This window comes from Actinokineospora sp. NPDC004072, assembly GCF_053604195.1.
In genome coordinates this window covers 159,125-185,393 of the sequence record NZ_JBSGHB010000009.1, presented here as the reverse complement: position 1 = coordinate 185,393, position 26,269 = coordinate 159,125, and the positions used below count along the sequence as shown (strand labels likewise).

Here is a 26,269-nt window from a genome sequence, read left to right as displayed (position 1 = left end):
CTCAGCGCAGCAGGTACGGCATGTTGATCTCGACCGCCCCGGTGGGGCAGCGCGCGGCGCACGGGCCGCAGTACCAGCACTCGTCGACGTGCATGTGCGCCTTCCCGGTCTCCGGGTGGATGGCGAGCGAGTCCAGCGGGCACATGTCGACGCAGAGCCTGCACCCGGTGATGCACAGCGATTCGTCGATCGTCACCGGCACGTCGGCGCGGTGGTTGACCAGGGCCACGGCGGGTCCTTTCGGGCAGGGGCGGGCGGCGCGCCTGCGGGAGGGCGGCGCGCTGTTCGGGAGGGGAACGGGCGGGACTCAGCGACAGAGCGCGCTGGCCTGCCTGCGCAGGTCCACGTGCAGGCGGAAGCGGGGCGCGGCGTTCACCGCAGGCCCCGGTGCAGCTCGGCGGCCATCGTGATGCGGTCACCGCGCATGCGGATGTACTCCAGGTCGATCGGGCGGCCGTCGGCCAGGCGGGTCAGGCGTTCGAGCACCATCAGCGCCGCGCCCTTGGGCGTGTTCAGCACGGCCGCGCTGTGCGGGTCGGCGTTGACCGCCTCCAGCGCCACCGACGCCGACCCGAGCGCCTGGCCGGTGTGCTGCTCGATGAGCCAGAACAGGTCGCGCCCGGCGAGGTCGGCGGCCAGCAGCGGGGCCCCGATGTCCATCGGCAGGTAGGTCTGGTCGAGCGAGAGGGGCAGGCCGTCGAGCCTGCGCAGCCGTTCGATGTAGACGACCTCGGCGCCCTCGGGCACGCCGAGCCGCTGCGCCACCGCCGTCGGCGGGCGCACCGGGCCTGCGGCGCGCACGTCGTTGGTGATCTCGCCGTGCTCGCGCAGCGTCTCGGCCAGCCCCATCAGCCGGTCCAGCCCGTGCGGGTACTTCTCCGACACCACGACCGTGCCCACGCCGGGCGAGCGCTCGATCAGCCCTTCGTCGCGCAGCAGGTCCAGCGCGACCCGCACGGTGTTGCGGGAGACGGAGAACTCCGCGGCGAGGAACAGCTCATCCGGCAGGACGCCGTCCGGGTAGGCCCGGCCCAGCACCTGCCTGCGCACCACGTCGGCGACCTGCCGCGCCCGGTCGGCGCGCAGGCGCCGGGCGTCGACGATCCGCGGGCTGCTCACGGCGACAGTCTGTGCCGAAACCGGCGGGCCGTTTGTTACGCCCGTGTTACGCCACCCTGGTCTCCGGGAAGCCCCAGGCCAGGGCCTCCCCGCAGGCGCGACGCGCCACCGCGGGATGTAGGAAGCCTTTCCGCAATGTGAGATAACGCGGTCGACGCCACCCCGGTGGGCGGAATAGTTGACACGTCACTTAAGTTGAACCGAGCGTACCGGCCAGCAGTTGGAGGGTGAGATGGAGTTCGGCGTCTTCTCGGTCAGTGACATCACGACTGACCCCACCACCGGCCGCACGCCGTCGGAGGCGGAGCGGATCAAGGCGATCGTGGCGATCGCGAAGAAGGTCGAGGAGGTCGGCCTGGACGTCTTCGCCCTCGGCGAGCACCACAACCCGCCCTTCTTCTCCTCCTCGCCCACCACCACGCTGGGCCACATCGCGGCGCTGACCTCGCGGCTGCGGCTGTCGACGGCCACGACGCTGATCACCACCAACGACCCGGTGAAGATCGCCGAGGACTACGCGATGCTCCAGCACCTGGCCGACGGCCGGGTGGACCTGATGCTCGGCCGCGGCAACACCGGCCCGGTCTACCCCTGGTTCGGCCAGGACATCCGCAACGGCATCCCGCTGGCCATCGAGAACTACGCGCTGCTGCGCAAGCTGTGGGACAACGACGTGGTCGACTGGTCGGGCAAGTTCCGCACGCCGCTGCAGAGCTTCACCTCGACCCCGCGCCCGCTCGACGGCGTGCCGCCGTTCGTCTGGCACGGCTCGATCCGCTCGCCCGAGATCGCCGAGCAGGCCGCCTACTACGGCGACGGCTTCTTCCACAACCACATCTTCTGGCCCGCCGAGCACACCCAGCGGATGGTGGAGTTCTACCGCCGCCGGTTCGAGCACTACGGCCACGGCGCGGCCGACCAGGCCATCGTCGGCCTGGGCGGGCAGGTGTTCATGCGCAAGAACAGCCAGGACGCCGTCGCGGAGTTCCGGCCCTACTTCGACAACGCGCCCGTCTACGGCCACGGCCCGTCGCTTGAGGACTTCAGCCGGGAGACGCCGCTGACGGTGGGCAGCCCCCAGCAGGTCATCGAGCGCACGCTCGGCTTCCGCGAGTACGTCGGCGACTACCAGCGCCAGCTGTTCCTCATCGACCACGCGGGCCTGCCGCTGAAGACCGTGCTGGAGCAGCTCGACCTGCTGGGCGAGGAAGTGGTCCCGGTGCTGCGCAAGGAGTTCGCCGCGCTCAAGCCCGCCCACGTGCCCGACGCCCCGACCCACGCCGCGCGCGTGGCCGCCCGCGGCGGCGCCGTCGACGCCACCGTCCACGCGCCCGCCGACGACGTGACCGGACAGGTCCGAGACGAGGTTGACGCCTGATGACCGACCGCACCATCGCCGTGGTCAGCGCCGGGCTGGGCGTGCCCTCGTCCAGCAGGCTGCTGGCCGACCGGCTGGCCGCCGCGACCGCCGACGCCCTGCGCGAGCGGGGCGAGGACACCGCCATCGTCCAGGTCGAACTGCGCGACCACGCCCGCGACCTGGCCGACAACCTGGTGACCGGCTTCGCCAACCAGGCGCTGCGCGGCTCGATCGACGCGGTGACCGCCGCCGACGGCCTGATCGCCGTCACCCCGGTGTTCTCCGCCTCCTACAGCGGACTGTTCAAGACGTTCTTCGACGTGCTGGACAAGGACGCGCTGGTCGGCAAGCCGGTGCTGCTCGGGGCCACCGCAGGGACCGCGCGCCACTCGCTGGTGCTCGAACACGCCATGCGGCCGCTGTTCGCCTACCTGCGCGCCATCGCCGTGCCCACCGGCGTCTTCGCCGCCCCGGAGGACTGGGGCGGCGACGGCGGCGTCGACCGCGCGCTGGCCACCCGCATCGAGCGCGCGGCGGACGAGCTCGCCGGCCTCGTCAGCGGCAGGCAGCAGGCGGCTCCCGAGCAGGCGCTCGACGGCCCGTTCGGCGGCACGCCCTCCTTCGAGGCCCTGCTGCGGGGCGCGTGATCCCGCGCGTCCCGGTCCGCGAAATGACCCTTTGACACCGGGGTTTCCGGCTCGGTTGAATGGTCAACCGGGGCTTGGGGGAATCAACGGGAGGCCGGGTGCTGGGGGACGTCGCCGCCCTGCGGTTCCGGGTGCTCGGCCAGCTGGCGGTGCTCGCAGGCGGGCGGCCCGTGCGGCTCAGCGCGGGCAAGCTGCACGTGATGCTGGCCGCGCTGCTGGTCAACGCCAACCAGGTCGTCACCATCGACCAGCTCGCCGACGCGCTGTGGGGCGCCGATCCCCCCGCGGAGGCCCGGCGCACGGTCCAGGTCTACGCCGTGCGGCTGCGCCGGGCCCTCGGCGACGACGCCAGCGCCCCGCGGCTGGTGCACACCCACCCCGACGGCTACTCCATCGAGGTCGCCCCGGACGCCCTCGACCTCACCGCCTTCCAGCGGCTGCGCGCCGAGGCCGCGGCCGCTGACGCCGCAGGCCGGCACGCGACCGCGGCCGACCTGCTCGCCGAGGCGCTGGAGCTGTGGCGCGGGCCCGCGCTGAGCGGACTGCGGTCCGACGCGCTGCAGCGCGACGTCGTGCCCCGGCTGGCCGAGGAGCGGCTGCTGGCCATCGAGCACCGGGTGGACCTGCAGCTGCGGCTCGGCAGGCACCGCGAGGTGGTGGCCGAGCTGGTCCGGCTCACCGGCGAGCATCCGTGGCGGGAGGAGCTGTGGGCCCAGCTCGTCACCGCGCTGCACCGCTGCGGCAGGCAGGCCGACGCGCACGCGGCCTACCGCAAGGTCCGCGACCTGCTGCGCGCCGAGCTGGGCGTCGACCCGGGCGAGCGGCTGCGCCGGGCGCACCAGGCGCTGCTCGCCGACGCCGAGCCCGAGCAGGCGGCCGCGCCGCCACCGAACCCCGCCCCCGTCTCCCAGCTCCCGCTGGGCGTGCGCCGCTTCGTCGGGCGCGCCGAGCACATCGCGCGGCTGACCGAGCTGCTCACCGCCGACGCGGTGACGCCCGTCGTCGCGATCTCCGGGCCGCCCGGGGTGGGCAAGACCGCGCTGGCCCTGCACGTGGCCCACCGGCTGCGCGACCGGTTCCCCGACGGCCAGCTCTACCTCAACCTGCGCGGCTTCTCCGCCGAGCCGCCGGTGTGCGCGTGCTCGGCCCTCACCCGCTTCCTCGGCGACCTCGGCGTGCCCACCGGGCAGCAGCCGGTCGACGTGGAGGACCGCGCCGCCCTCTTCCGCAGCCTGCTCGCCGGGCGCCGGTTCCTCGTCGTGCTCGACAACGCCCACCACCCCGACCAGGTCCGCCCGCTGCTGCCCGCGACGCCGGGCTGCGCGGTCCTGGTGACCAGCCGCGACGACCTGCGCGGGCTCGCGGCCACCCACGACGTCGACCACCTGCCGGTCGGGGTGCTGACCGAGGCCGAGTCGGCGGGCGTGCTGGCCGACCTGCTGGGCGGGCGGGCCGAGCCCGCCGCCGTGGCCGAGCTGGCCCGCTCGTGCGCGTACCTGCCGCTGGCGCTGCGCATCGCCGGGGCCAACCTCGCCGCCTCCCCGCACCGCCCGGTCGCCGACTACACCGCCGAGCTGGCCCGGCACGGCCGGGTGGCCGGGCTGGCCGTCGACGGCGACGAGCAGTCCGCGGTGCGCACCGCCTTCGACCTGTCCTACCTGCGCCTGCTCCCCGCGGACCAGGCGCTGTTCCGGCTGCTGGGCGCGGTCCTGCCCAGCGCGGAGTTCCGGGTGGCGACCGCGGCGGCCGCCGCCGACCGCCCCGCGCCCGACACCGTCCGTGCGCTGGACCGGCTGGCCAGGGCCAACCTGCTGCAGCAGCCCGCGGCGGGCGCCTACCAGTTCCACGACCTGATCCGGGAGTACGCGGGCGACCGCGGCCGCGCCGAGGACGGCGCGGGCACCGCGGCGGCCGCCGCCCGGCTGCTGGACTTCTACCTGCGCAGCGCCGCGGCGGCCACGCGCAGGCTCTACCCCGGGGTGCCGCTGCGCGTCCCGCTGCCCGCCGCCGGGCCCGCCGCGGAGTTCGCCACCGAGGCCGACGCGCTGCGCTGGCTGGACGAGGAGCGGCAGAACCTGCTGGCCGTCGCCGTCGCGGGCGACCCGCGCGGCTGGCAGCTGATCGACGTGCTGCGCGGCTACCTGCAGGCCCGCGGGCACGCCGTGCAGGCCATCGCCGCGTGCGAGGAGGTCCTGGCCGCCGCCGAGGCCGCAGGCGACCGGCGCGCCCAGGCGTCGGTGCTCGACGTGCTGGGCCTGGTCTCGTTCAACGCCAGCGACTACGACCTGGCCATCTCCGCCCACGAGCGGGCCCTGCGCATCGCCAGGCAGGCGGGCGACCTCGACGCCGAGGCGAACTGCCTGCACAACATCGGCCGGGTGCACGCCCAGCTGGGCAAGCCGGACCTGGCCATGCGGGCGCACAGCGACGCGCTGGCGGTCAGCGAGCGCACCGGCGACCAGGACGCGATCGCGCTCGCCCTGAACTACGTCGGCGTCGCGCACCTGTCCTTCGGCGACGCGCACCTGGCGATCGGCTGGCACGAGCGGGCGCTGGCGCTGAGCCGGGCCACCGGCAACCGCCCGACGACCGCCCGCGCGCTCAACGGCCTCGGCCTGGCGTACTGGACGCTGGGCAGGCTGGACCGCTCGATCGCCCACCACCAGCAGTCCCTCGACCTGACCCGCGAACTCGGCTTCCGCTACGGCGAGGCGGTGGAGCTGGTGTGCCTGGCCGAGGCGCACTGCGACGCGGGCAGACTCGACCTGGCCGACGAGCTGGCAGGCGAGGCGGTCGCCCGCAGCCGCGAGATCGGCGAGCGGCGGATGGAGGCGGGCGGGCTGGAGATCGCTGCCGCGGTGGCGCTGCGCTGCGGCAGGCTCGACGAGGCCGTCAGCGGCTACCAGCGGGTCCTGCGCCTGGCCACCGAGATCAGCTTCGGCTACGGCGCGGTGTCCAGCCGCATCGGCCTGGCCAGGGCGCTGCGCGAGCGCGGCGACGCGGCCACCGCGCTGGTCCACGCCCGGCGCGCGTGGACCAGCGTCCGCGCCTCGGGGATGCTGGTGCTGGAGGGCCCGGCGCTGACCGAGATCGCCCACGCCTACCTCGACCTCGGCGCGCTGGACCAGGCCGGGCAGCACGCGCGCCGGGCGCGGGAGGTGACCGAGCGCGCCGACCACCGGCTGGCCCTGGCCCGCGCCCTGCACGTGCTCGGCCTGGTGGAGCGGGCGGCGGGCGACTGCTGCTCGGCGCTGACCCGGTGGCGGGGCGCGCTGGACCTCTTCGCCGCCGCGGGCGCCCCGGAGACGGCCTCGCTGAGCAGGCTCGTCGACGACCTGCTCAGCGAGGCGGACCGGGCCATGCCGTCAGCCGGGTAGCATCACCTTCCCGTGGCTCTTGCTGCCGGTGATGCCCCAGCCCCCGGGCAGGTTGACCCCGTACTCGTAGGCGCGCTGGCCGTTGCCGTCGGCGAAGGTGGCGCCCCCGGCCAGCCCCACCGGCGCGGGCAGCGGCACCCCGACCAGCACGCTGCTGGCGTCGCCCTGCAGGAAGCCGTTGACGTCGTCGGCCGACGCGCCGCGGTCCTCCAGCCAGCCGAGCCTGCCCGACAGGGTCAGGCCGGTATTGCCCCGGATGCCCCCTGATGGCGTCCCGACGCCCGCGCGCGGCTCGTTGAACGTCAGCTGGCCGTGCTTGCTGAACGTGAAGCCGAAGGCGCCCGCGATCCCGGCCCGCTTGCTGGTCGGGATGACCGCGCCGAGGTCGACGGTCAGGTAGTCCGGGGTGATGTTGGTGCCGCTGAGGTCGGCGGCGGCCTGCCCGATCAGGGTGATCGGGTTGGTGGCCATCGCGCCCCGCCAGCCCACTTCCCACGCGCAGTTGAACAGGCCGCTGCACAGGGCGTTCGGGTTCGCGGGCGCCGGTGGCTCGTCGCACAGCAGCTCGCCGGTCATCAGCGCGCCGTCGCTGACCTGGCACTGCGGTCCGCTGGGGATGTGCACCTTGGGCGGGACGAAATCAATGTTGTGCGGATCGACCGACCCGACCTTGCACGGGCGCGCACCGCATCCCTTGTAGACGGTGCTGGGGTCGACCCCGCCGACCGGGCACGGCCGCGAGCCGCAGCCGGCCCCGCTGATCCCGCTGGGGGCGGGCGGTCCCCAGTCCACCGGCGGGTTGTAGGTGCTCGCCGGTCCCTGGCCGGGCGCGTAGTGCCCGCCGCGGCACTCCCCGTCCGGGCAGTTCACCTTGATCATGCCGGAGGGGTCGCTGTAGGTGACGGGGTTGTTCTCGCTGTAGGCGTAGCCGTTCAGCTGCTGCGGCGTGCTCAGGTCCATCACCGGGTCCACGGAGGTGAACCGGCCGAGGTCCGGGTCGTACTCGCGGGCGCCGAGGTGGGTCAGGCCGGTGCTCGCGTCGGCGGTCCCGCCGAGGAAGCCCCGGTCGCCCGGCCACGCCGCCGCCGCGCCGCGCGGCCCGCCGAAGGGCAGCTGCCTGCGCCGGGTGACCTCGCGGGTGTCGGCGTCGACCGCCACCCGGGCGGTGCCCTGGTGGTCGCCCGCCAGCCAGGTGAGCGGGCCGCGGCCGACCCGCACCGCGATGTCGCGCCCGGCGTGGGCGTAGTAGCGGGTCGCCTTCGGCCCGCCGGTCGGCCCGACCCGCACCTCCTGCCCCGGCAGGTACAGCGTGGTGCCGCCCGGGTCCTTCCGCAGCAGCCGGTTGCCGTCGGCGTCGTAGAGGAAGGTCGTGGTCGCGCCCGCGTCGGTGACCTCGGCGAGGCGGCCTTCGACGTCCCACTCCAGCTCTTGCCCGCCGCGCTCGGTGGTGCGGCCCGCGGCGTCGTACCCGTAGGTGGTGGCGCCCGCGTCGGTGGTGACCGCGGCGACGGCGTGCGCGTGGCCGGGCACGTCGTAGGCGAAGGTCCTGGTCACCTCGCCTGTCGGGTCGCGCCGGACCTCGGTGGTGCGGTTGCCGGTGCGGTCGTAGGCGTAGGAGTGCCAGTAGGGCGCCGCGCCCGCGAGCGCGTCGGAGGCGGGGTCCGCCTGGCAGCCCGCCTCGGCCGACCACGTGCTCGCCGCGGGCGTCCACGCCTCGGTCGTCCTGCGCAGGTGGTCGGTGCGGAAGCACTGCACGTCGGTCTGGCCGGGGGCCAGGTCGGCCAGCGAGGTCACGTTGCCTGCCGGGTCGTAGGTGTAGTGGTTGTCGACCAGCATCGGGTTGGGGATCTCGGCGTCCACGATGGATCGTTCGAGCCTGCGCGTGTGGTCGTCGTAGTAGTAGGACAGCCACGCGCGCTTGGTCCCCGTGCCCAGCTGCACCCGCTGCGGCTCGCCGTAGCGGGTGTACGACGTCGCCGAGGCGTACCGGAACGTCGCGCCCTCGTAGCCGCCGGTCGTGGTGGTCGGCTGGCCGAGGTCGGTGTAGTCGTAGTTGACCGTCTCCTCCGGCAGCTCACCGGCCGCCGGGTAGGACACGGCCGAGACGCTGCCGTCGGGGTCGTAGCTGGTGTAAGTGGTGTAGGTGCCTTCGAGCTGGCCCTGCGCAGCCGGGATGGCGACGGACTCCTGCGTGGGCCGGTAGAGGGCGTTGTAGCCGTGCACGGTCCGGGTGTAGGCGGTCTGCCCGACCCAGCGGGTGGCCGAGGCCAGCTGGCCCGCGCCCTTGCTCGCCGTGTCGTAGGTCCACGTGGCCAGCTTCGGCCCGTCCGGACCGCCCGCGTACCGCCCGGTCTTGCGGCCGAGGGCGTCGTAGGTGGTGGCGACCGCGTTGCCCGCGGCGTCGCGGACGCCGGTGACCAGGCCGCCCTCGTCGTGGGTCATGGTCGTCACCCCGGTGTCGGGGTCGGTGCTCTTGGTCTTGCGGCCGCGCAGGTCGTGCTCGAAGCGCCAGACGTTGCCCGCCGCGTCGGTCACCGAGGCCAGGTGGCCGCCGGGGGTGTAGGCGTAGCGGGTGGCGTCGAACTCCGCGGCCGAGCTGTGCTCGCGCAGCTCGACCGTGCGGCCGCGGGCGTCGGTGATGGTGGTGGTCGCCGTGCCGCCCGCGGGCGGGGCCACGTGCACCCGGTCGCCGCCGTAGGTCGTGGTGGTGCGCCACTTCTCGTGCGCGCCGCCGAAGTACACCGACGCCGTCACCCGGCCCGCGCCGTCGTGCAGCGTGCGGGTGTGGCCCGGGATCGCGGTGTCGGCGACGGAGAGCAGGGCCGTGTCGACCGGATCGCTGTTGTAGTACGGCTGCGTGGTCTTCCACAGCCTGCCGTGCGAGTCGTAGCGCGAGTCGGTGACCAGCCTGCCCCCGCCGAGCGCGGGCTGCTGGGTCTGGCGCGGGCGCAGCAGCCCGTCGTAGACCGTGGTCGACACCACGTCGGTGCCGTTGGGCCCGATCCGCGTCGTGGTGACCGCGGAGCTGGCGTCGGCGCGGATCAGGTAGGCCATCCGCAGGCTGGGCCGGTTCGGGTGGTCGGCGCGCGGCCGGTTGGGCAGCCACACCGCCGTGCGGCGGCCGAGCGGGTCGTACTCGGCCTCGGTCTTGCGCTTGTTCGGGTCGTTGACGTGCACCACGACACCCCACGCGGGGGCCAGGGTGCGGGTGGTGACGAGCCCGCCGGGCAGCGCCGCGGTGGGCGGGCTGGTGAAGACAGTCTTGGTCACCGGGCCGCCGGTCGCCGGGGTGTAGGCGATCGTGCTGGTGCTCCCCCGGGCGTCGGTGCTGGCGGTGACGCGGCCGTGCACGTCGTAGCCGACCACGCTGCTGACGGCGTAGACCGGCTCCGCCGCGGTCCACTCCTTGGCGACCTCGGTCTTGGTCCGGTTGCCCGCGTCGTCGTAGGTGTGGCGCTCGGCGGACACGGCGTGGCGCGGGAACTCCGCGGGCTCGCCGCAGCGCACCGACACCGTGCGCACGGTCGCGGGCAGGTTCGCCACCCGGTGACCCGGCACGTACTCGGTGGTGGTGCACAGGTCGTCGGCGTCGGTCGCGGTGTCGCCCAGGTCGTTGACCTGGTCGGGCAGGCCGCGGCCGTCGTAGCGGGTCTCGGTGCGGGTCTGCCGCCAGCCGCCCGCGGCCAGGGCCGTGTACTGGCGGACGGTGCCCTGCCGGACCCGGTAGGCGGTGAACGGCCCGCGGGTGGCGGTCGGGCCCGCCCACACCGGGTCGGTGATCGTCTTGGCCACGCGCGGCGGGTCGGCCTGGTCGGACGGCCCCTCGCGCTCGAAGGTCGCGGTCTCGAAGGACAGGCCGCGCAGCCACTCGGAGTCCGTGCGGCTGCCGCCCTCGGTGTCCACGACCGACGCCGAGCGGGTGCCCGAGGGCAGGCGGTCGCCGTCCATGCCCCGGTAGTAGCGGGTCTCGGTCATGGTGACCGGACCGGAGAGGTCACCCGCCGACCCGGTGCGCACGCGCACCCGGCCGAAGCCGCGGAACTCGCTCCAGGTCTTGTCGGCCTCGGCGGTGAACTCGGAGGTGTCCCAGTGCCACGCCGCGCCGTCGAGGTACTCGTAGTTGGTCACCTGGCTGGGGTTGGCGGCGATCCGGTCGGTCTGGATGACGGTGGTGACGACGTACTTGTGGAAGTGGTCGGTGCGCTCCTGGTGGTTCTTGCGGGTCCACTTCACCGGGAAGCAGCGCAGCCCGTTGGTCTCCGGGGCGGTGGGCATCGGCCCGCCCGCCCGGCACTGCGACCCGTAGGTGATCGCGGTGACGCCACCGCTCTCGCTGATGATCCCGGTCACCCGGTAGCGGTTGAGCGGGGCCATGCCGTCCTCGACGGAATCCACCCGGTTGGGCAGCGCCGTGCCCTCGAAGGTGACCGGGGGCAGGGCCAGCGCGCCGCCCACCAGCCCGGTGTGGGTCACCGACCGCAACCACAGCGCGGCCTTCTCCCCGTCGCCGGGGTCCGGGAAGCTGTGGTCGAGGGTCCACCGGTCCACCGGGGTGTGCTCGGTCCCGTTCCACACCTGGGTGGTGATCGAGGCCAGGCGCTTGGTGGACCAGAACGTCGCGGAGTGCTTGTCGGGGCAGGTGGCCGCGGCGCACTTGCCGTCCCACGGCACGTCCGGCCAGTTGTCCGGCTTGGCCTCGACGCACTCGCTGCCCGGCACGCACCGGTCGGCGGTGGTGAAGACCACCCGCGCGGCCGGGGTGGCGATGCCCTCGCGCAGGCCGTAGTCGACCCGGGCCAGCGTGCCGCCGCGGGTGTAGGGCACGGCGGCGTCGGCGAGGTTGGCGCCGTAGGAGTTGGTCTCGGGCGCGTAGGTGTAGCGGATGGTGTTGCCGTTGCGGTCGACGACCTTGTCCAGGTTCCAGCGCCACGCCTGGTCGCAGCGGGAGGCCGCGAACGTCGCCGCGTGGCAGGGCTCGCCCGCGTCGTCGCCGTAGACCGGCACCGTCCAGGTGGACCCGGCCGCGGGGTCGCTGCCGAAGTGGTACTGGGTGCCGTCGACGGTGGTGATCAGCCAGCGCTCGCCGTTGTCGTCGCCGTTGCCGGTCCCGGTGAAGCGCTCGATGACCGAGCCGTCGTCGTTGCGGGCCCGCCACACGCCGGTGGCGTCGTCGCGCACGAGCATGCCGCCGCGCCCGCCGAAGGAGGCGGTGGCGTTGTCCGAGCGCCAGCACAGGTCGCCGGTCTTGGGCGGGGTCGTGCCGCCGGTGGTGTCGTCGGCGCAGCCGCCGTACTGGCGCTCGATGAACCCGGCCGAGAGCTCCCAGCCCTCGCCCACCCAGGACGGCTGGTTGTTCGTCGCGCTGGTGCGGCCGTCCACTGAGGACGAGCTGTAGGACAGCGCGAGCTCCGGTTGCAGCCCGCCGGGCACCGGGGGCACCCGCAGCGGGTAGGACCAGGTGAAGTCGCCGGTGTGGGTGGCCACGTCCCAGCCAGCCGAGGGCGCGAGCGGGGTCGCGGTCGGCAGGCCGGTGCCGTCGAGGTCGACCCCGGCTGGCTGGTCGCCGGTCAGGGCCGACCCGGTGGCCTCGTCGGCGGCCCGGCCCTGCATCGCCTCCTGGGCCACCGCCGCCGAGGCGATGTCCGGCAGCGGCACCGACGGGCCGGGGTCGGCCGCGGCCGCGGGCGGCGGCGTCGCGGCCTGGACCAGCGACGCCGCGAGCACGGCGCCCAGCGCCCACGCGACCCCCCTGGTCGAACGAGCTCTGACAGCAGAGCGCACGAGTCCTCCTCAGGACAGCGGACGAAGGTCGGGAAGCCTGCGGCGGGGCGGCCCAGGAGGGGGCTGCCCCGCTGCGTCAGCCGGTCGGCACGGCGGTCAGCACGTAGCCGAGCCTGCTCACCACGGTCTGGCCCTCGCAGGTCGGGTTGGTGGAGGCGAAGTGGTTGGTCGCCCCCAACCGGCACTGGTAGAGGGCCTTGCTCGGCGCCTGCGCGGGCGGCTCGGTCCAGATCCCCCCGAGCACCTTGACCACGGTGCGCCCCTCGCACGCCGGGTCGGTCGACAGCGAGAGGTCGTTGCCGCTGCGGCACAGCTGCAACCGCTGGATGCCGGGCTCGTCCGGGGACCGGGCGAGCAGGCCCAGCGTGCCCTCCCGGTGGTAGCCGGGCGGCAGCACGCCGGTCGTGGCCGCGTGGTCGGCCCGCCGCTGGTCGAGGTAGCGCACCAGCGGCGCGTAGGCCAGCAGGTGGCCCAGCACCCCCGCGGACGGGCCCGCGCCCTCGCAGCCCGGGTCGACCGAGTCGGCCCGCTCGGTCCCGAAGCGGCAGGCGTGCAGCGGGACCGTGGACACCCCCTGCGGCGGCGCGGTGTAGACCCAGCCGAGGTCGGCCAGCTTGGTCGCGCCCTCGCAGGCCGCGTCGGCCGAGGTGAAGGCGTCCGAACCGGACTGGCACGAGTACAGCCGGTGCGTGCCGGGCGCCTGGGCGGGCAGCATCATCCCGAACGGGCCCTCGTAGCGGTACCGCTCGGGCAGGGGGTCGAACCGGTCCCAGAACCCGCTGGTGGCGTTCGCCGAGCGGTGGTCGCCCTGGGCGTCGATGAACCGGCCGAAGTGCCCGCCCGACGGCGTGGAGTGCGCCGCCAGCTCGGCGATGTCGCCCTCGGGCATGACGCCCAGGTCGGTGGTCACCTCGTCGAGCACCCCGGGGAAGAACCCGGCCGCCGCGCCGTTGACCTTGCCCCGACCGATGGTGAACCCGCCGTTGGCCTGCCACAGCAGCACGTTGTCGCGGGTTCCCACGTGGTGGCCGTCGACGTAGAGCCGCAGCTGGCGCGTGGGCTGGTCGTACACCCCGGCCAGGTGCGTCCACCGGTTGAGGGTCGGCGGCGTGGTCGAGTGGGCGTAGACGCCGGGCGCGTTGTCGGCGTCGTGCGTCGCCGCCCCGAACGACCAGCGGTTCACCTCGGGCCGGTACTGGATGGTGAACCCGCTCTGCCGCGCGCCGTCCTGGCCGACGACCACGGCGTGCTTGTCACCGCGGCCCAGCTTGGCCCACGCCGTGACCGTGAAGCTGTCGCGCATCGGGATGCCCGCGTGCGTCGCCGCGGCCGAGGCCGACACCCCGTCCAGGCCCAATCCGGTGCCGGACAAGCCCTGCGGGTAGGTCACCGGACCGGTCGCCGTCGTGGGGTTGGCCCGCCAGGACGAGTCGGCGACGGTGCCGTCGTCGAAGCGCCAGGTGCCGTGCGGGACCTCGGGGACGTCGTCGTGCACCATGCGGACCTCGGCGTCGCTCAGCGCGCCGTCGAACGCGCGCACGTCGTCGACCATCCCGGGGAAGTAGCACGCCTTGGCCCCGTTGTACTTGCAGCGCCCGATGCTCAGCGGCCCGCTGGAGGGCTTGGGCGCGATGCCCTCGCGCACGCCCGACAGCGATCCGTTGACGTAGAGCCGCAGCTGCTTGCGCGGCTCGTGGTAGACCACCGCCAGGTGCGTCCACACGTTGACCAGCGCGGGCTCGACGGACAGGACCTGGTTGAGCACGGGGTTGGGCGCGTCGGACTCCGGCACGACCGCGCCCCACTTCTTGGCGGTGGCGTCGTGCTGGAGGTAGAAGGTGCTCATCGTGCCGCCATCCTGGCCGAGCACCGCGGAGTAGTTGGCCCCGCTGGTGAGCGCGACCCACGCCGACACCGAGAAGCTGCCGGTGGTGTCGAGCACCGGCGCCGCGGTCTCGCCGTGCCCGCCCGCGCCGTCGAACTGCACCGCGCGGGTCTCGCGCCCGCCGCTCCAGCTGCTCCCGCCGTGGAGGGTGATCGTGCGGCCCAGGCCGGAGGAGTCGGCCGCCGTGGCGCCCGCGCTCTCGTTGAGCTTCCAGTGGCCCGCGTCGGCGACCGGCCGCTCGACCGCCTCCTGCGGCGCCGGGTACGAGCCGTACAGCGCGGAGACCCGGGCGTCGTCCAGGGCGCCGCTGTAGAGGCGCACGTCGTCGACCGAGCCGCGCCAGTGCCCGTCCGGCTCGCCGCCGTGCAGGCCGCGGCCGATCCGCAGCTGCCCCTCGCCGTGCCACGGCGCCAGCAGCGTGCCGTCGTCCTTGTAGGAGCCGTCGACGTAGAGCCAGATCGCCCGCGCCCCCTTGTCGTAGACGCCGGTCAGGTGCACCCAGCTGCCGATGTCGCCGGGCCGCACCGCGATCGCGGCCTCGGTCACCGTGCCGTCGGGCTCGGGCAGCTCGAACACCCAGTTGCCGTCCCCGTGGTCCTGGTCGTCCACGACGTGGCCGAGCCGGAACTTGCTGCCGGTCGCCCCGTCGAGGGAGACCGCGCTGAGCAGGCACCGCGACTGCACGTCGAGGTCACAGTCGTTGCCGTCGAGCCGGACCCACGCGCTGACGGTGAAGCTGGCGTCGGTGCGCACGTCCACCGCGGGCGCGGACACCACGTCGTCCACCCCGTCGAGGCGCACCGCCCCGCCGACGCGGCCCTCGGTGAACCGCGCCCCGCCCGACAGCGCGGCCGGGCGGGCGCCCGCCGCGTCGCCGGAGGTGGCGCCTGCGCCCTCGTCCAGCGTCCAGTTGTGGCCCAGGCTCAGGTCCCGGCCCGCCATCGCCTTGATCTCGGCCTCGTACAGCGGCCTGCTGTAGAGCACCAGGTCGTCGACCGCGCCCGGGAACGGGTCGACCGCCGCACCCGCGTGCCTGCCCTGCCCGATCCGCAGCGGGCCTGCTGCGCTGAAGCCCGCGGTGTAGGCGACCGAGCCCGCCAGCACGCCGTTGACGTACAGCTCGACGCGGCCCTTGTCCTTGCGGTGCACGGCGACCAGGTGCGTCCAGACGCCGGGCTGCGCCGCGGTCGCGCTGACCGCCTCGCCGCCCGTCGGGGTGGCGGTGTCGTCGGCGTTGGCGCGGAAGGACCACTTGCCGCCCGCCAGCGCCCGCAGCACGAACGCGCTCGTCGTCTGGCCGTCGAGGGAAACGGCCGTGGCGTTCGCGGTGGGCGCGCGGTCGAGCCGCACCCACGCCGCCACCGCGTAGCTCTGCCCGGTGTCGATCGGGCTCGGGGCGGTGATGTGGGCGGGACCGGTGAACCGGGCCGCGAGGTCGTCCGGGTCGGGCAGGTCGGCCTGCCCGGCCGTCCAGTCCACGCCGCCGTGCTCGGTGCCGTTGAGCTGCGCGCGGCCCCCGGCCTCGGCGGCCGAGCCGTCGAGGGCCCACCGGCCTGCGGTGACGTTGTCGCGGCTGAGCAGGCCGCGCACCTCGTCCAGGGTGATGGCGCGGCTGAGCACGCGCACCTCGTCCACCGTGCCCGGTAGGTGCTGCTTCACCACGCCGCCGATGCGGGCGGCGCCGATGCGGAAGGCCCGCTGGGCGTTCCACGCCACCGGCCTGCTCGACTCGCCCGCCTGCTCGCCGTCGACGTACAGGCGGATCTTGCCGGTGACCGCGTCGTAGGTGCCGACCAGGTGCGTGAAGCCGGACTTGGTCACCGCCGGGGTCCGCACGAAGTGGTACGCGGCGGGGCTGGCGGCATCGGCGTCGGCGAACACGAAGGTCCACCTGCCGTCCTGCAGCTGCAGGCAGAACCCGCAGAAGCTCTCGCCGTCCTGCGACAGGACCGTGTACGTCCCGTTGTAGTTGTCGGGCTTGACCTGCGCGGAGACCGTGAAGCTCTGGTCGGTGCGCACCACGGGGACACCGGTGGACACCACGTCGTTCACGCCGTCGAGCCGCACACCGCCCTGCACCGCGCCCTCGGCGGTGAACTCGGCCCCGTTCTCCAGCACCGCGTCCGCTCCCCCGCCGACGGAGTTGCGCGCGGTGGCGCCTGCCTTCTCGTCCAGCTTCCAGTGCGCGAGCTGCACACCGCTGGTGCTCACCGCCGCCGCGATCTCCTCCGGGCCCAGCACGCGGTCGTAGACCTGGACCTCGTCCACCGCGCCGGTCCAGTGGTTGCCCGGCGACCCGGCCCACTTCGAGCGGCCCACGGCGAACGGGCCCGCGGCGTTGAACCCGCGCGTGCGCGGGGCGGTGCCGACCAGCTCGCCGTCGAGGTAGAGCTTCATCGTCCCGGCCTGCTGGTCGAACACCGCGGCCACGTGCGTCCACGCGCCCAGCGCCAGCGGGCGCTGGAACCGCAGCACCTCGTCGTTCGTCCCGGGCTGGTCGGCCACCGGGCTGTAGATCTCCCAGTGCCCGCTGCCGCGGTAGCCGACCATGTACCCGCTGACCGACTGCCCGTCCTGCGACAGCGCGCTCATCACCGCCGACGGGCCGGGCGCCTCGGTGGCCTTGACCCACGCCGCCACCGAGAACGAGCCGTCGGTGCGCACCGCGGCGGGCGCGGTCACGTGGCCGCCGCCGCTGAGGGCGACCGCGCTGCCCACCGCGCCGTCCGCGGTGTAGCCCGCCCCGCCGACCAGGGCGCCGTGCCGGTCGCCGAGGAAGGCGGTGTCGTCGGCCTTGCCCTCGAAGGAGTACTGGGCCAGCGCGCCGTTGCCCGCGCGCACGTACACCCGGTAGGCCCGGGTCGGGCTCTCGTGCCCGGCGCGGTCGACCGAGCGCACGTAGAGCGTCTGCGGGCCGTCTCCGGGCGGGGCGGTGGACACCGACGCCGGGCCGCCCAGCGCGGTGGCGTCCACCTTCTCGGTCGGCGGGTACTGCCAGCCGTAGAGGTAGTGGTCGATGTCCGAGACGGTGACGGCCGGGTTGTCGTTGGCGGAGAAGGTGAACACGTCCTTCACGCCGACACCGCCGTGCCAGCGGTTGTCCTCCAGATAGGTCTTGGACGCCACCCCCGGCTGCACGTCGATGCCCACGCGGTCGACGACGAACGCGCGCGGGTGGTCGGCCCAGGGGCTCGCGCTGAGCCCGTCACCGCCCATCACACCCCAGGAGATCGTCTTGCCGTTCTCCGCCCCGAGCGGGAGCGGGTGGTCGTGCAGCTCGCCGGAGGGCTTGAAGCCGTTGCCCCACGGGATGACGTCCTCGTCGCCGTTGCGGAAGACCCGCCACTGGGCGTTGACCGGGGTGTGGTCCGGGTCGGCGAGGCGGGCGTTGAGCTGGATGCTGTCGCCGCCGTAGTAGGACTTGCCGTCGCACCACCGGCACGGGTCCGGCAGCGCCGGGGTGGTGTGCAGGTCGGTGGGCGTGCTCGGCGCGAGGTTGTGGGTGATGCTCAGGGTCGTCGAGCCCGGGTCGTACTTGCGCCACGCGATCTGGTCGGTGGGGCTCTGCGCCTTGATCAGGAAGGTGGAGAACCCGGTCTTGTCGATGTCGCCGACCGGGACGCCCAGCCCCACCGGCTTCCACCCGGTGCCGCAGCCGCCGAAGCTGCTCGCCCCGGCCGCGGCGTACTCGTGCCTGCGGGTGCCGCCGGGCTTGGAGCTCCAAGTGACGCCGTTCCAGATGTCGCCGTGGGCGGTGTAGAACTCGTGGGTCCGGGTGTCGCAGTTGGGGCTGTACTTGATCGAGGTGTTGAAGGTCGCCCCGTGGAGCTCCCGGCCGTTGAGGAAGCTGGTGTCCCACTGGAAGTAGGACCACGCCTCCCCGATGCCCTTGCAGTAGCCGTTCTCGTAGCACTGCCCGACCTGCGCGCTGTCCGGCCCGTCGCCGCTGGTGTTCCAGTACGCGGTGCCGGGCTTGCCGGAGAGCACGCTGGTCCAGCCGTGCTTGCCGCCCGCCCAGTCCGGGTCGATCGTCACCGGGAACCGCGTCGCCGGGTCGGCCAGGAACGCGGTGTCGGGCTTGAGGTCCATCGTCCCCTTGCCCAGCACCACCCCGACGCGCTTGGTGCGGCGCTCCGCGTCCCACATGGTCGCGGGCGGCGAGCTGAACACCACCTCGCCCGCGTCGTCCACCGCGGTGAGCGCGCCGGACTTCTCCGCCCGCACCCGCAGCCCGTCGGTGTCGAGCGAGAGCCGGATGGCCGCCAGCTTGGGGTTCTTCGCCGCCTCACGGGTCTTGACCACGAGGTGCTGCCGGTAGCCCCCCGGCTCGGCGTGCATCTGCAGGTCGACGCCCGGCAGGACGTCGGGGTAGGTGGCCGTCGACCCGGCGACGACCGGTCGGGGCAGGGCGCCGGGCCAGCCGACGCTGAAGCGCCGCCCGGCCGACCCCAGCTCGGCCAGCGGCCCGTCCCCGCCGCCGGAGAGCACCAGCTCCCCGTCCGCGGCGACCGGCGCGACCGAGCCGTCCGCGCGGCGCTCGAGCGTCGTGTCGACCGGCCCCACCGCCCGTCCTTGCGCACCCGGGTGGGCACCAGGCTCAGCTCGGTCGTGAGCGACCCCTCGGGGTTCGCCCACACCAGCCGCGTCGGGGTGCGCTCGCCCAGCACCTCCACCCGCGCCCCCTGGGCCCGGGCCGCCAGCACCGCGCTGCCCACGTCCGGCGCCTCCGCGACCGGGACCACCACCTCCTCCGCCCGCTGCCCCTGCACCACGACGACGGTGACCACGCCCCCCAGGAGCGCGGTCACCGCCCCCGCGACCACCGCACGCCGTAACCGCACTGTTCCTCCCAGCATCAGCCACTCCTGCCGGGCGAGGCTTCCGAACGGCGCCTTCAACTCGCCTGCACGCCGGTTTCACGGTCTGCAGGCGGTCACCGCGGCAGGGGCCGGTGTGTTAGCGCGAATGGTTTCTCGTGCAATGAATTCGGCGTTAACCCGAATTTCCGGGGAACGGTAACCCACTGGAGTGAAGGAAGGCGCTCAGACGTTGCCCGGCCGTGTTCCGGTTGATACCGTCGGCGGCGATGACCCGCCTGCGGGCCGTCGGAACCGGGGGGCTATGTCTATTAGGTGCCGAGCGTGCGCTGATATGCCACGCGGATGCCTGTTCAGCTAATTGATGCAGTTCCCCCGAGAAGTGCGCCATCTGCCCGGTCGATGGGAACCGGCGGTGGCCGAAAGGAATGGGGGCAGTCATGTCAACTCTGAAGTCCAGGGCAGCGAAAACCGCGTCGGTGGCGACACTGGCGCTGTTCATGGTGGCGGGGGCCGCGTCGGTCGCGCAGTCGGCGCCGGAGCGGGCGCCTGCCCCGTCCGGCCCGGCCAAGACGGTCCTGGCCTGCGAGAACGCCGGTGGCGGCACCTGGTGCCACGGCACCCAGCCCAACGGCGGGCTCAAGGAGTGCTACTCCAACTACATCCACAACAGCAACTTCCACAGCGCGACCGCGGTGCTGGCAGGCGGCACCGACAAGCGGTACGCCAACGCGGGCTACTGGGCCAGCGCCGCCGTCACCGCGGGCTGGGCGTACACCTGCTACACCTACTACGACCCGGACGCCTGAGCCAGCCGCCGGGCCCGCGGAATTCGCGGGCCCGGCGCAGGCGGGGCAGGGGCCGGAATTCGCCATCGCGGATACCTGCTAGCATCGCTGATCAATTCATCACCAGACGCGCGATGCGCGCCCCGGAATCGCTGGGAGTTGCTGGTTTGACGTCGGTATCCATTGCTGGGCGGGCCGGTGTCCGGCCGCTGCGGAATTGCGCGGGCAGGCCGGGCGGCGGAAGCGGGCACCGGTGCGGCTGACCCTCGTCGTCCTGTTCACCGGCGTGCTCCTGGCCATTCCGGCCGTGGTCATCGCCGACGCCGTCTACGAGCGGGAGGCCCAGGGCGAGACCGCGGCCTACCGCGTCGGCACCCAGTTCGTCTGGCCCGAGCACCCGCGGGCGGCCGACCCCGAGGTGACGCTGCGCGTGCTCACCGAGGCCGCCGCGGCGACCGGCTCGAACGTCCTGCGCACCAGCGTGAGCACCCCGCGCGGGGAGCACAAGAGCATCCAGCACTACGTCCTCATCGAAGGCGACCGCACCGCGCTGTTCGACGCCTTCACCCTCGCCTCCGGCCGGTGGCTGAGCCCGGCCGAGTCGCGCGACGGCTCGGCGACGGTCTCCTCGGCGCGCGCGGGCGAACCCGGCAACGTGGGCGTGCCCGCGGTCTTCGGCGACCGCTACGCGCTCACGGTCGCCCCGCTGCGGCTCGCCTTCGACGCCCTGCCCGCCCCCGGCCGCTACGTGGTCGAGTCCCCCGACACCGCCCGCTTCCTCGCCGCCGTGCACCGGGGGCTGGTCGCGGCGGGCGTCGAGGAGCTGGCGGTGGCCGACCTGACGCCCGCCCACGTCGCGGTCCCCACCGCGGGCGGCGGCCGCTTCGCCGTCCTGGCCTACCTGCTCACCGGCCTGGCCACGCTGGTCATCGCCTTCGTCCTGCTGCGCGAGGGCAAGCGCATCGGCGTGCTGCGGCTGGTCGGCTTCCCGGCCGCCCGGATCTGGTACCGGGTGGTCGGGCGGCTCCAGCTCGCCGCGTTCCTGCTGGGCCTGGGCGCCTGCGCGGTCGTCGCGCTCGCCGTCCCCGGGGTCGACCGCCCGTTCCTGGGCGCCCTCGCCGCCGCCCTCGGCGAGGTGTCGCTGGTCGGCTTCGCGGCGACGGCGGCCGTCGGCCTGGCCATCATCCACCGCGTTCGGATCTCCGACCTCATCAAAGGAAGCCTGCAGTGAACGAGCAGACGCGGCGCGGCCGTTCGGCCTTCGCCTCGGCGATCGCGGTGCCCGCGCTGGTGAAGGCGGTGTGCGGGGCGGTGCTGGCCGTCCTGGTGGTCCTCGTCTGGCAGCAGCGCGCCGAGCTGGACGAGCGCCTGGCCGCGATGGCGCCCTGGGCCGACGTCGACGACTACGCGATCTTCTACCCCCGGCTCCTCGGCGACGACCAGCAGGAGTTCGAGACCGGCGGGGACGCATCGTCGGTCGCCGAGGCGCGTGGGCTCTACCCGGTCCTGGAGGCCGCGGGCGCGCTCTACGTCGACTCGGTCAACTACCAGGCAGGCGCGCCCGTCGACCCGTCCTCGCCGTGGCCCGCGCCGCCGATCCGGGTCAACAGCAACTACCTGGAGCGCTACCCGGTCCTCGACGAGGCCCGGCGGCCGATCACCGTCGCCGACGACGAGCAGGCGTGGGTGGTCCTGGTGCCCGAGCGGTTCAAGGCGCACGAGGCCCGGTACCGGGAGCTGTTCCAGACCATGCGCACCGGCGGGCGCGGGATCACCGGCGCGGTGCAGGCGCAGGCGCGCATCGTCGGCGAGCGGGCCCCGGAGCGCTTCGCCGACCAGGAGATCCGCATCATCTGGACGGCGTCGGGGCAGGAGGTGTTCAGCTTCGACCCGGAGGTCAACCCCGAGCGGGGGAACATGATCACCGATCCGGTGGTCGAGGTGATGACGCCCGGGAACAGCCTGCCGGTCGACCGGCTCAACGCGGTCACCGGCGGCCTGGACACCGGGATGAAGGTCCGCGTCGACGGCGACCCGGCCGCGGTGCAGGCCGAGCTGGCCCCGCTGCTGCGCGACCTCGGGCTGGACGACAACCTGCGCCACCTGGTGAGCGTGCACGACGCGATGGGCACCCAGGCCGACCAGCTGCGCAGCGCCGCGAACCAGGCCACCGCGTTCGCCGTCGGCGCGCTGGTGGTCATGGCGGTGCTGAACGCGGTGATCGTGGCCATCGGGTCCGACCGGCTGCGCAGGCGGCTCACCGTGCGCAGGCTCCACGGCATCGGCTTCGCCCGGTCCTACCGGGAGCTGCTGGCGGTGCTGGGCGGGACGTGGATGGCGCAGAGCCTGGCGGCCGCCGCCGTCGTGGTGTGGCTGGGGATGCAGACGAAGACGATGCCCGGCGTCGAGGTGGACCCCTACGCCCAGGTGCCGAAGCTGCTGGCCGTGGTCGTCGCGTCGGCCGCGGTCGAGGTCCTGCTCGTGGTGGTGGCTGCGCGCATCGTCGAACGCCGGAACGCGGTCAAGCGATTGAAGGAGCTGTAAGTGGTGGAATTCTGTTGCGAACTCCGGGGAGTGCGCAAGCAGTACGGCCCGCGCCGGGTGCTGGACGGCTTCGACCTGCGCGTCGCCGCGGGCGAGTTCATCGCGCTCACCGGCGCGAGCGGCTCGGGCAAGTCCACGGTGCTCAACCTGATCGGCCTGCTGGACGCGCCCGACGCCGGGGAGGTCCACCTGTTCGGCGGCCCGGCCCCCGGCCCGCACACCCGCGCCGCGAACCGCCTGCGCCGCACGCATCTGGGCTACCTGTTCCAGAACTTCGCCCTCATCGACAGCGAGTCGGTCGCCCACAACCTCGACATCGCCCTCACCTACGCCCCCGACCCGACCCCGAAGCGCCAGCGCATCGCCGACGCCCTGAGCCGGGTCGGCCTGCCGGGGGCGGAGTCGCGCCGGGTCCACTCGCTCTCGGGCGGCGAGCAGCAGCGCGTCGCCGTCGCCCGCCTCCTCCTCAAGCCCTGCGACCTCGTCCTGGCCGACGAGCCCACCGGCTCCCTGGACCCGGAGAACCGCGACACGGTCCTCGCCCTCCTCCACACCCTCAACCGCGCGGGCAAGACCATCGTCATCGCCACCCACGACCCCGTCGTCGCCGACTCCTGCTCCCGGGTGATCGACGTCGAAGCCCAGCTCGCCCACGGCCCGGCCTGCTGATCGGCCCGGTGATCACGGTCACAAGGGGTCGTTTCCGCTGGTCATCGCCGGGGTGAGCGATCTTCGCCGTTCTGGGGATATTCGTCGAACTCGTGTGACATCCTGTGCCTGTCAATCACCCAGAGGGATACAGGCGGTAGGACGTGCAGACCCCCGGCGATCTCGCCCCCACGATCCCCGGCCCCCAGGCCGGCATCGCGGCGAGCACGCCTGCCCGTCCCACCGAGGCTCACCACTGGACCACCGCGACTCACCGCTGCACCGCCAAGGCCCGTCGCCGGACCACTGCGACTCACCGCTGCCCTGCCAAGGCCCGCCGGGGGATTACCGCGACTCACCGCTGGACCGCCAAGGCCCGCCGCCGGGCCGCCGAGGCTCGCGGCCGGACCGCCGAGTCCCGCGGCTGGGCCACCGCGACTCACCCGTGCACCGCCAAGGCCCGCGGCTGGACCACCGAGGCCCGCGGCTGGACCACCGAGGCTCGCGGCTGGACCACCGCGACTCACCCGTGCACCGCCAAGGCCCGCGGCTGGACCACCGCAGCTCGCCCCTGGACCGCCAAGGCTCACCGCTGGACCGCAGATGTCGCGTAGGGGCAGCGGTTCCTCCTCCAGCGGGGGATCCGGCAGCCATCGCCCGTCCGGCTCCTCCCCAGGTGGCAGCAGCACACCCACCGGCGGCGGCTCCTCGGGCATGGCCCCGGGCCAGGGCTCCCGCATGGACCCCGATGCGGTGGACTCGGTCGGCAGCCGCATCTCCGACCGGAGCAGCCGCATCAGCAACGGCGTAGCCGCCAAGCTCAACATCGGCGCCTCCGCAGGCAGCGCAGGCGTCTTCGGCCAGGTAGCCATGGTCAAGGCCGACCAGGCAATCAAGACAGCCCGCCAGGGTGCCGACCAAGCAGCGGGCGCAGCGGAGGCCAGCGGCCAGAAGGTCAAGCAAACCGCCCAAGCCGTCCGCGACACCGACCAGTCCAACGCCAGCCGAGTCCGCCAGTCCGGCAACAACCTCGGCAACCAACCCTCCGGCCCCAGCGGCAGCACCTCCCCCCGCACAAGCACCCCCGGCGGCCCCTCCGCAGCCCCCAGCCGCACGACCGGCCCAACGGGCAGCAGCGGCCCAGCCCGCACCAACACCCCATCCGGCCCATCCTCCGGCCCCTCCCGCACAACCGGCCCAACCGGCGGCAACGGTCCAGCCCGCACCAACACTCCGTCCGGCCCGACCTCCGGCCCCAGCCGCACCACCGGCCCAACCGGCGGAAGCAGCCCCGCGCGCACCAACACCCCTTCCAGCCCGTCATCCGGCCCCAGCCGCACGACCGGCCCGACGGGCGGAAGCAGCCCTGCGCGCACCAACACCCCGTCATCCAGCCCCTCCGCAGGCCCCCGCACTACCGGCCCCACCGGCGGCAGCAGCCCCGCGCGCACGAACACACCGTCTAGCCCGGCATCCGGCCCCAACCGCAGCACCGGCCCCACCGGCGGAGGCAGCCCCGCGCGCACCAACACCCCGTCGGGCGCACCCGCAGGCCCTGGCCCATCCAGCGGAAGCGGCCCAGCCCGACCCCACTCGTCCAGCCCGTCCGCTGGCCCGAGCCGCGCCACCGGTCCAACCAGCGGCGGCACCCCCACGGGCACCGGCACCCCACCGGGCTCATCCCCAAACCGCACTACCGCGGCAACCAACGGCACCGGCCAAGCCAGCACCGCCAGCCCGTCTGGCCCGGCCGCAGGCTCCAGCCGCACCTCCACCCCCGCTGGCGGAAGCACCCCCGCCAGCCCCTCCGCATCTCCTGGCCGCACCACCGGCACCAACACCCCCGGCACCCCGTCGGCGAACCCGAGCCGCACCTCTACCCCAACCGCGGGCGGCACCCCAGCCCACTCCACTCCGGGCACCCCATCCGCAACCCCCAGCCGCACGAGCGCCCCCACCAACTCCCCGGCCAGCCCCGCGAGCCCGAGCCAACCCACCAGCAGCAACGGCCCGTCCCGCCCCACGCCAACGGGTCCCGCCGCAGGCAACGGCTCCCCCCGCCCGGCCACCAACGGCCCCTCATCAACCCCGCCCACCAGCGGCAGCCCAACCAACCCCACGACGGCTGCAGCCCAGCCGTCGACCCCAGCCAGCACCAACGGCCCCGCGACCCCACCCCGGCCGGCGTCTGGCCCCTCACCCGCACCCCCGAGCCACCCCGCCCAAACAGGCTCGACACCGCGGTCGAACGTCCCACCAGCGGCCCTGTCGACTCCCCCGGCAAGCGCTCCTCCCGCAGGCGGCCGCCCCAACCCGGTGCTGAACCCGGCAGGCAACCGCCCACCCGCCTACGGCTCCGCCCCGCCCGGCCCACCCACCGGCACCCCACGCCCCGCAGGCCCGCCCCCGGGCCAGTACCCACCCGCTGCCCAGCAGCGCCCACCCGCACCAGACACCTACCCCGGCCACCCCCAACCCATGCGGGGCACCCCGCCCCCAACCCCGCAGCCCGCCGGACACCCACCCGTGACAGGCGGCCACCCAACCCAACAACCACCCACCCACCCCGGACGGCCACCCCAGCAGCCGCCCGCGGGCCACCCCACCCACCCCCCAACCCAGCAGCCCCTCGCCGCAGGCCACCCGAACCAGCAGCCCCTCGCTGCCGGTCCCCCAACCCAGCAACCACACCCAGGCACGACCCACCCCGGCCAGCAGCCCCCCGCACCCCACCGGGGCCAGCAGCCCCCGACGCCTCACACCAGTCAACAGCCTCCCGCACCCCATACCGGCCAGCAGTCCCCCGGACTCCATGCCAGCCAGCAGCCCCCCGCGCCTCACGCTGGCCAGCAGCCCTCCCCACCCCACGCCGGGCAGCAGTCCCCTGCGCCCCACGCTGGCCAACCTCCCGCCCGCGCAAACCAACCCCTCGCAGGCACCGGCCAACCACCCGCAGGCGCAGCCCATCCGGGTCAGCCCGCCCCCGGCACAGCCCCCCCGGCCCAACCCGTCCCTGGTGCAGGCCACCCCGGGCAACGTCCAGTCGGAGCAGGTCATCCGGGCCAGCCTTCCGCTGGTGCTGGCCATCCCCGTCAGCAGCCGCCCATGGGTACTGGCCAGCCGCCCGCGGGCCTCGGCCATCCCGGGCAGCAGCAGTCCCCGCAATGGCCCGGGAGCCCCGGACAGCCTGGGCAGCAGCCGCCTGCCCCTGGGCAGCAGCCGCCTGCCCCTGGGCAGCAGCCGCCTGCCCCTGGGCAGCAGCCGCCTGCCCCTGGGCAGCAGCCGCCTGCCCCTGGGCAGCAG

11 protein-coding genes and 1 pseudogene are annotated in these 26,269 nt (G+C 74.3%); 8 read left to right on the top strand and 4 right to left on the bottom strand.

Annotated features, from left to right (window positions below; genetic code table 11):
* Position 1: 1 nt before the first annotated feature.
* Both ACWEPX_RS16110 and ACWEPX_RS16105 read right to left on the bottom strand, forming a co-directional pair.
* Positions 2 to 229, bottom strand: a complete 228-nt coding sequence (locus tag ACWEPX_RS16110; protein ID WP_451897938.1) for a 4Fe-4S dicluster domain-containing protein — start codon at positions 227 to 229, stop codon at positions 2 to 4.
* Between the two features lie 143 nt (positions 230 to 372).
* Complete coding sequence (locus ACWEPX_RS16105; protein WP_451897937.1) at positions 373 to 1,119, bottom strand: GntR family transcriptional regulator; 747 nt, start codon at positions 1,117 to 1,119, stop codon at positions 373 to 375.
* 232 nt (positions 1,120 to 1,351) lie between these two features.
* Between ACWEPX_RS16105 and ACWEPX_RS16100 the strand changes: the two genes are divergently transcribed.
* The 3 genes from ACWEPX_RS16100 (at position 1,352) to ACWEPX_RS16090 (ending at position 6,503) form a co-directional block, all read left to right on the top strand.
* Positions 1,352 to 2,497 carry an LLM class flavin-dependent oxidoreductase gene (locus ACWEPX_RS16100; RefSeq protein ID WP_451897936.1) on the top strand — a complete coding sequence of 382 codons (1,146 nt, stop codon included), beginning with the start codon at positions 1,352 to 1,354 and terminating at the stop codon, positions 2,495 to 2,497.
* On the top strand, positions 2,497 to 3,126 hold the full coding sequence (locus ACWEPX_RS16095) for an FMN reductase (protein ID WP_451897935.1): 630 nt from the start codon (positions 2,497 to 2,499) through the stop codon (positions 3,124 to 3,126). The genes ACWEPX_RS16100 and ACWEPX_RS16095 overlap by 1 nt, the downstream gene beginning before the upstream one ends.
* Positions 3,127 to 3,224: 98 nt before the next feature.
* Positions 3,225 to 6,503 (top strand): BTAD domain-containing putative transcriptional regulator, encoded by a 3,279-nt coding sequence (locus ACWEPX_RS16090; RefSeq protein ID WP_451897934.1) that lies wholly within the window; start codon positions 3,225 to 3,227, stop codon positions 6,501 to 6,503.
* Here ACWEPX_RS16090 and ACWEPX_RS16085 read toward each other — a convergent pair.
* Together ACWEPX_RS16085 and ACWEPX_RS16080 are read right to left on the bottom strand one after the other, a co-directional pair.
* Positions 6,492 to 12,284 (bottom strand): RHS repeat-associated core domain-containing protein, encoded by a 5,793-nt coding sequence (locus ACWEPX_RS16085; RefSeq protein WP_451897933.1) that lies wholly within the window; start codon positions 12,282 to 12,284, stop codon positions 6,492 to 6,494. The genes ACWEPX_RS16090 and ACWEPX_RS16085 overlap by 12 nt on opposite strands.
* Positions 12,285 to 12,360: 76 nt before the next feature.
* The gene (locus ACWEPX_RS16080) at positions 12,361 to 18,732 is read right to left on the bottom strand and encodes a LamG domain-containing protein (RefSeq protein ID WP_451897932.1); all 6,372 of its coding nucleotides are present in this window, start codon (positions 18,730 to 18,732) and stop codon (positions 12,361 to 12,363) included.
* A 733-nt stretch (positions 18,733 to 19,465) separates the two neighbouring features.
* On the opposite strand from ACWEPX_RS16080, the gene ACWEPX_RS16075 reads away from it, so the two are divergent.
* The 5 genes and pseudogenes from ACWEPX_RS16075 to ACWEPX_RS16055 all read left to right on the top strand — a co-directional run.
* Positions 19,466 to 19,795 (top strand): lactococcin 972 family bacteriocin, encoded by a 330-nt coding sequence (locus ACWEPX_RS16075; RefSeq protein WP_451897931.1) that lies wholly within the window; start codon positions 19,466 to 19,468, stop codon positions 19,793 to 19,795.
* A gap of 232 nt (positions 19,796 to 20,027) precedes the next feature.
* Positions 20,028 to 21,005, top strand: a complete 978-nt coding sequence (locus tag ACWEPX_RS16070) for a hypothetical protein (RefSeq protein ID WP_451897930.1) — start codon at positions 20,028 to 20,030, stop codon at positions 21,003 to 21,005.
* Positions 21,002 to 22,318 carry a hypothetical protein gene (locus tag ACWEPX_RS16065; protein WP_451897929.1) on the top strand — a complete coding sequence of 439 codons (1,317 nt, stop codon included), beginning with the start codon at positions 21,002 to 21,004 and terminating at the stop codon, positions 22,316 to 22,318. Before ACWEPX_RS16070 ends, ACWEPX_RS16065 begins: the two co-directional genes overlap by 4 nt.
* A 3-nt stretch (positions 22,319 to 22,321) precedes the next feature.
* Positions 22,322 to 22,987 (top strand): ABC transporter ATP-binding protein, encoded by a 666-nt coding sequence (locus tag ACWEPX_RS16060; protein ID WP_451897928.1) that lies wholly within the window; start codon positions 22,322 to 22,324, stop codon positions 22,985 to 22,987.
* A 2,791-nt stretch (positions 22,988 to 25,778) separates the two neighbouring features.
* Positions 25,779 to 26,269: pseudogene (locus ACWEPX_RS16055) on the top strand (hypothetical protein); the annotation flags it as partial.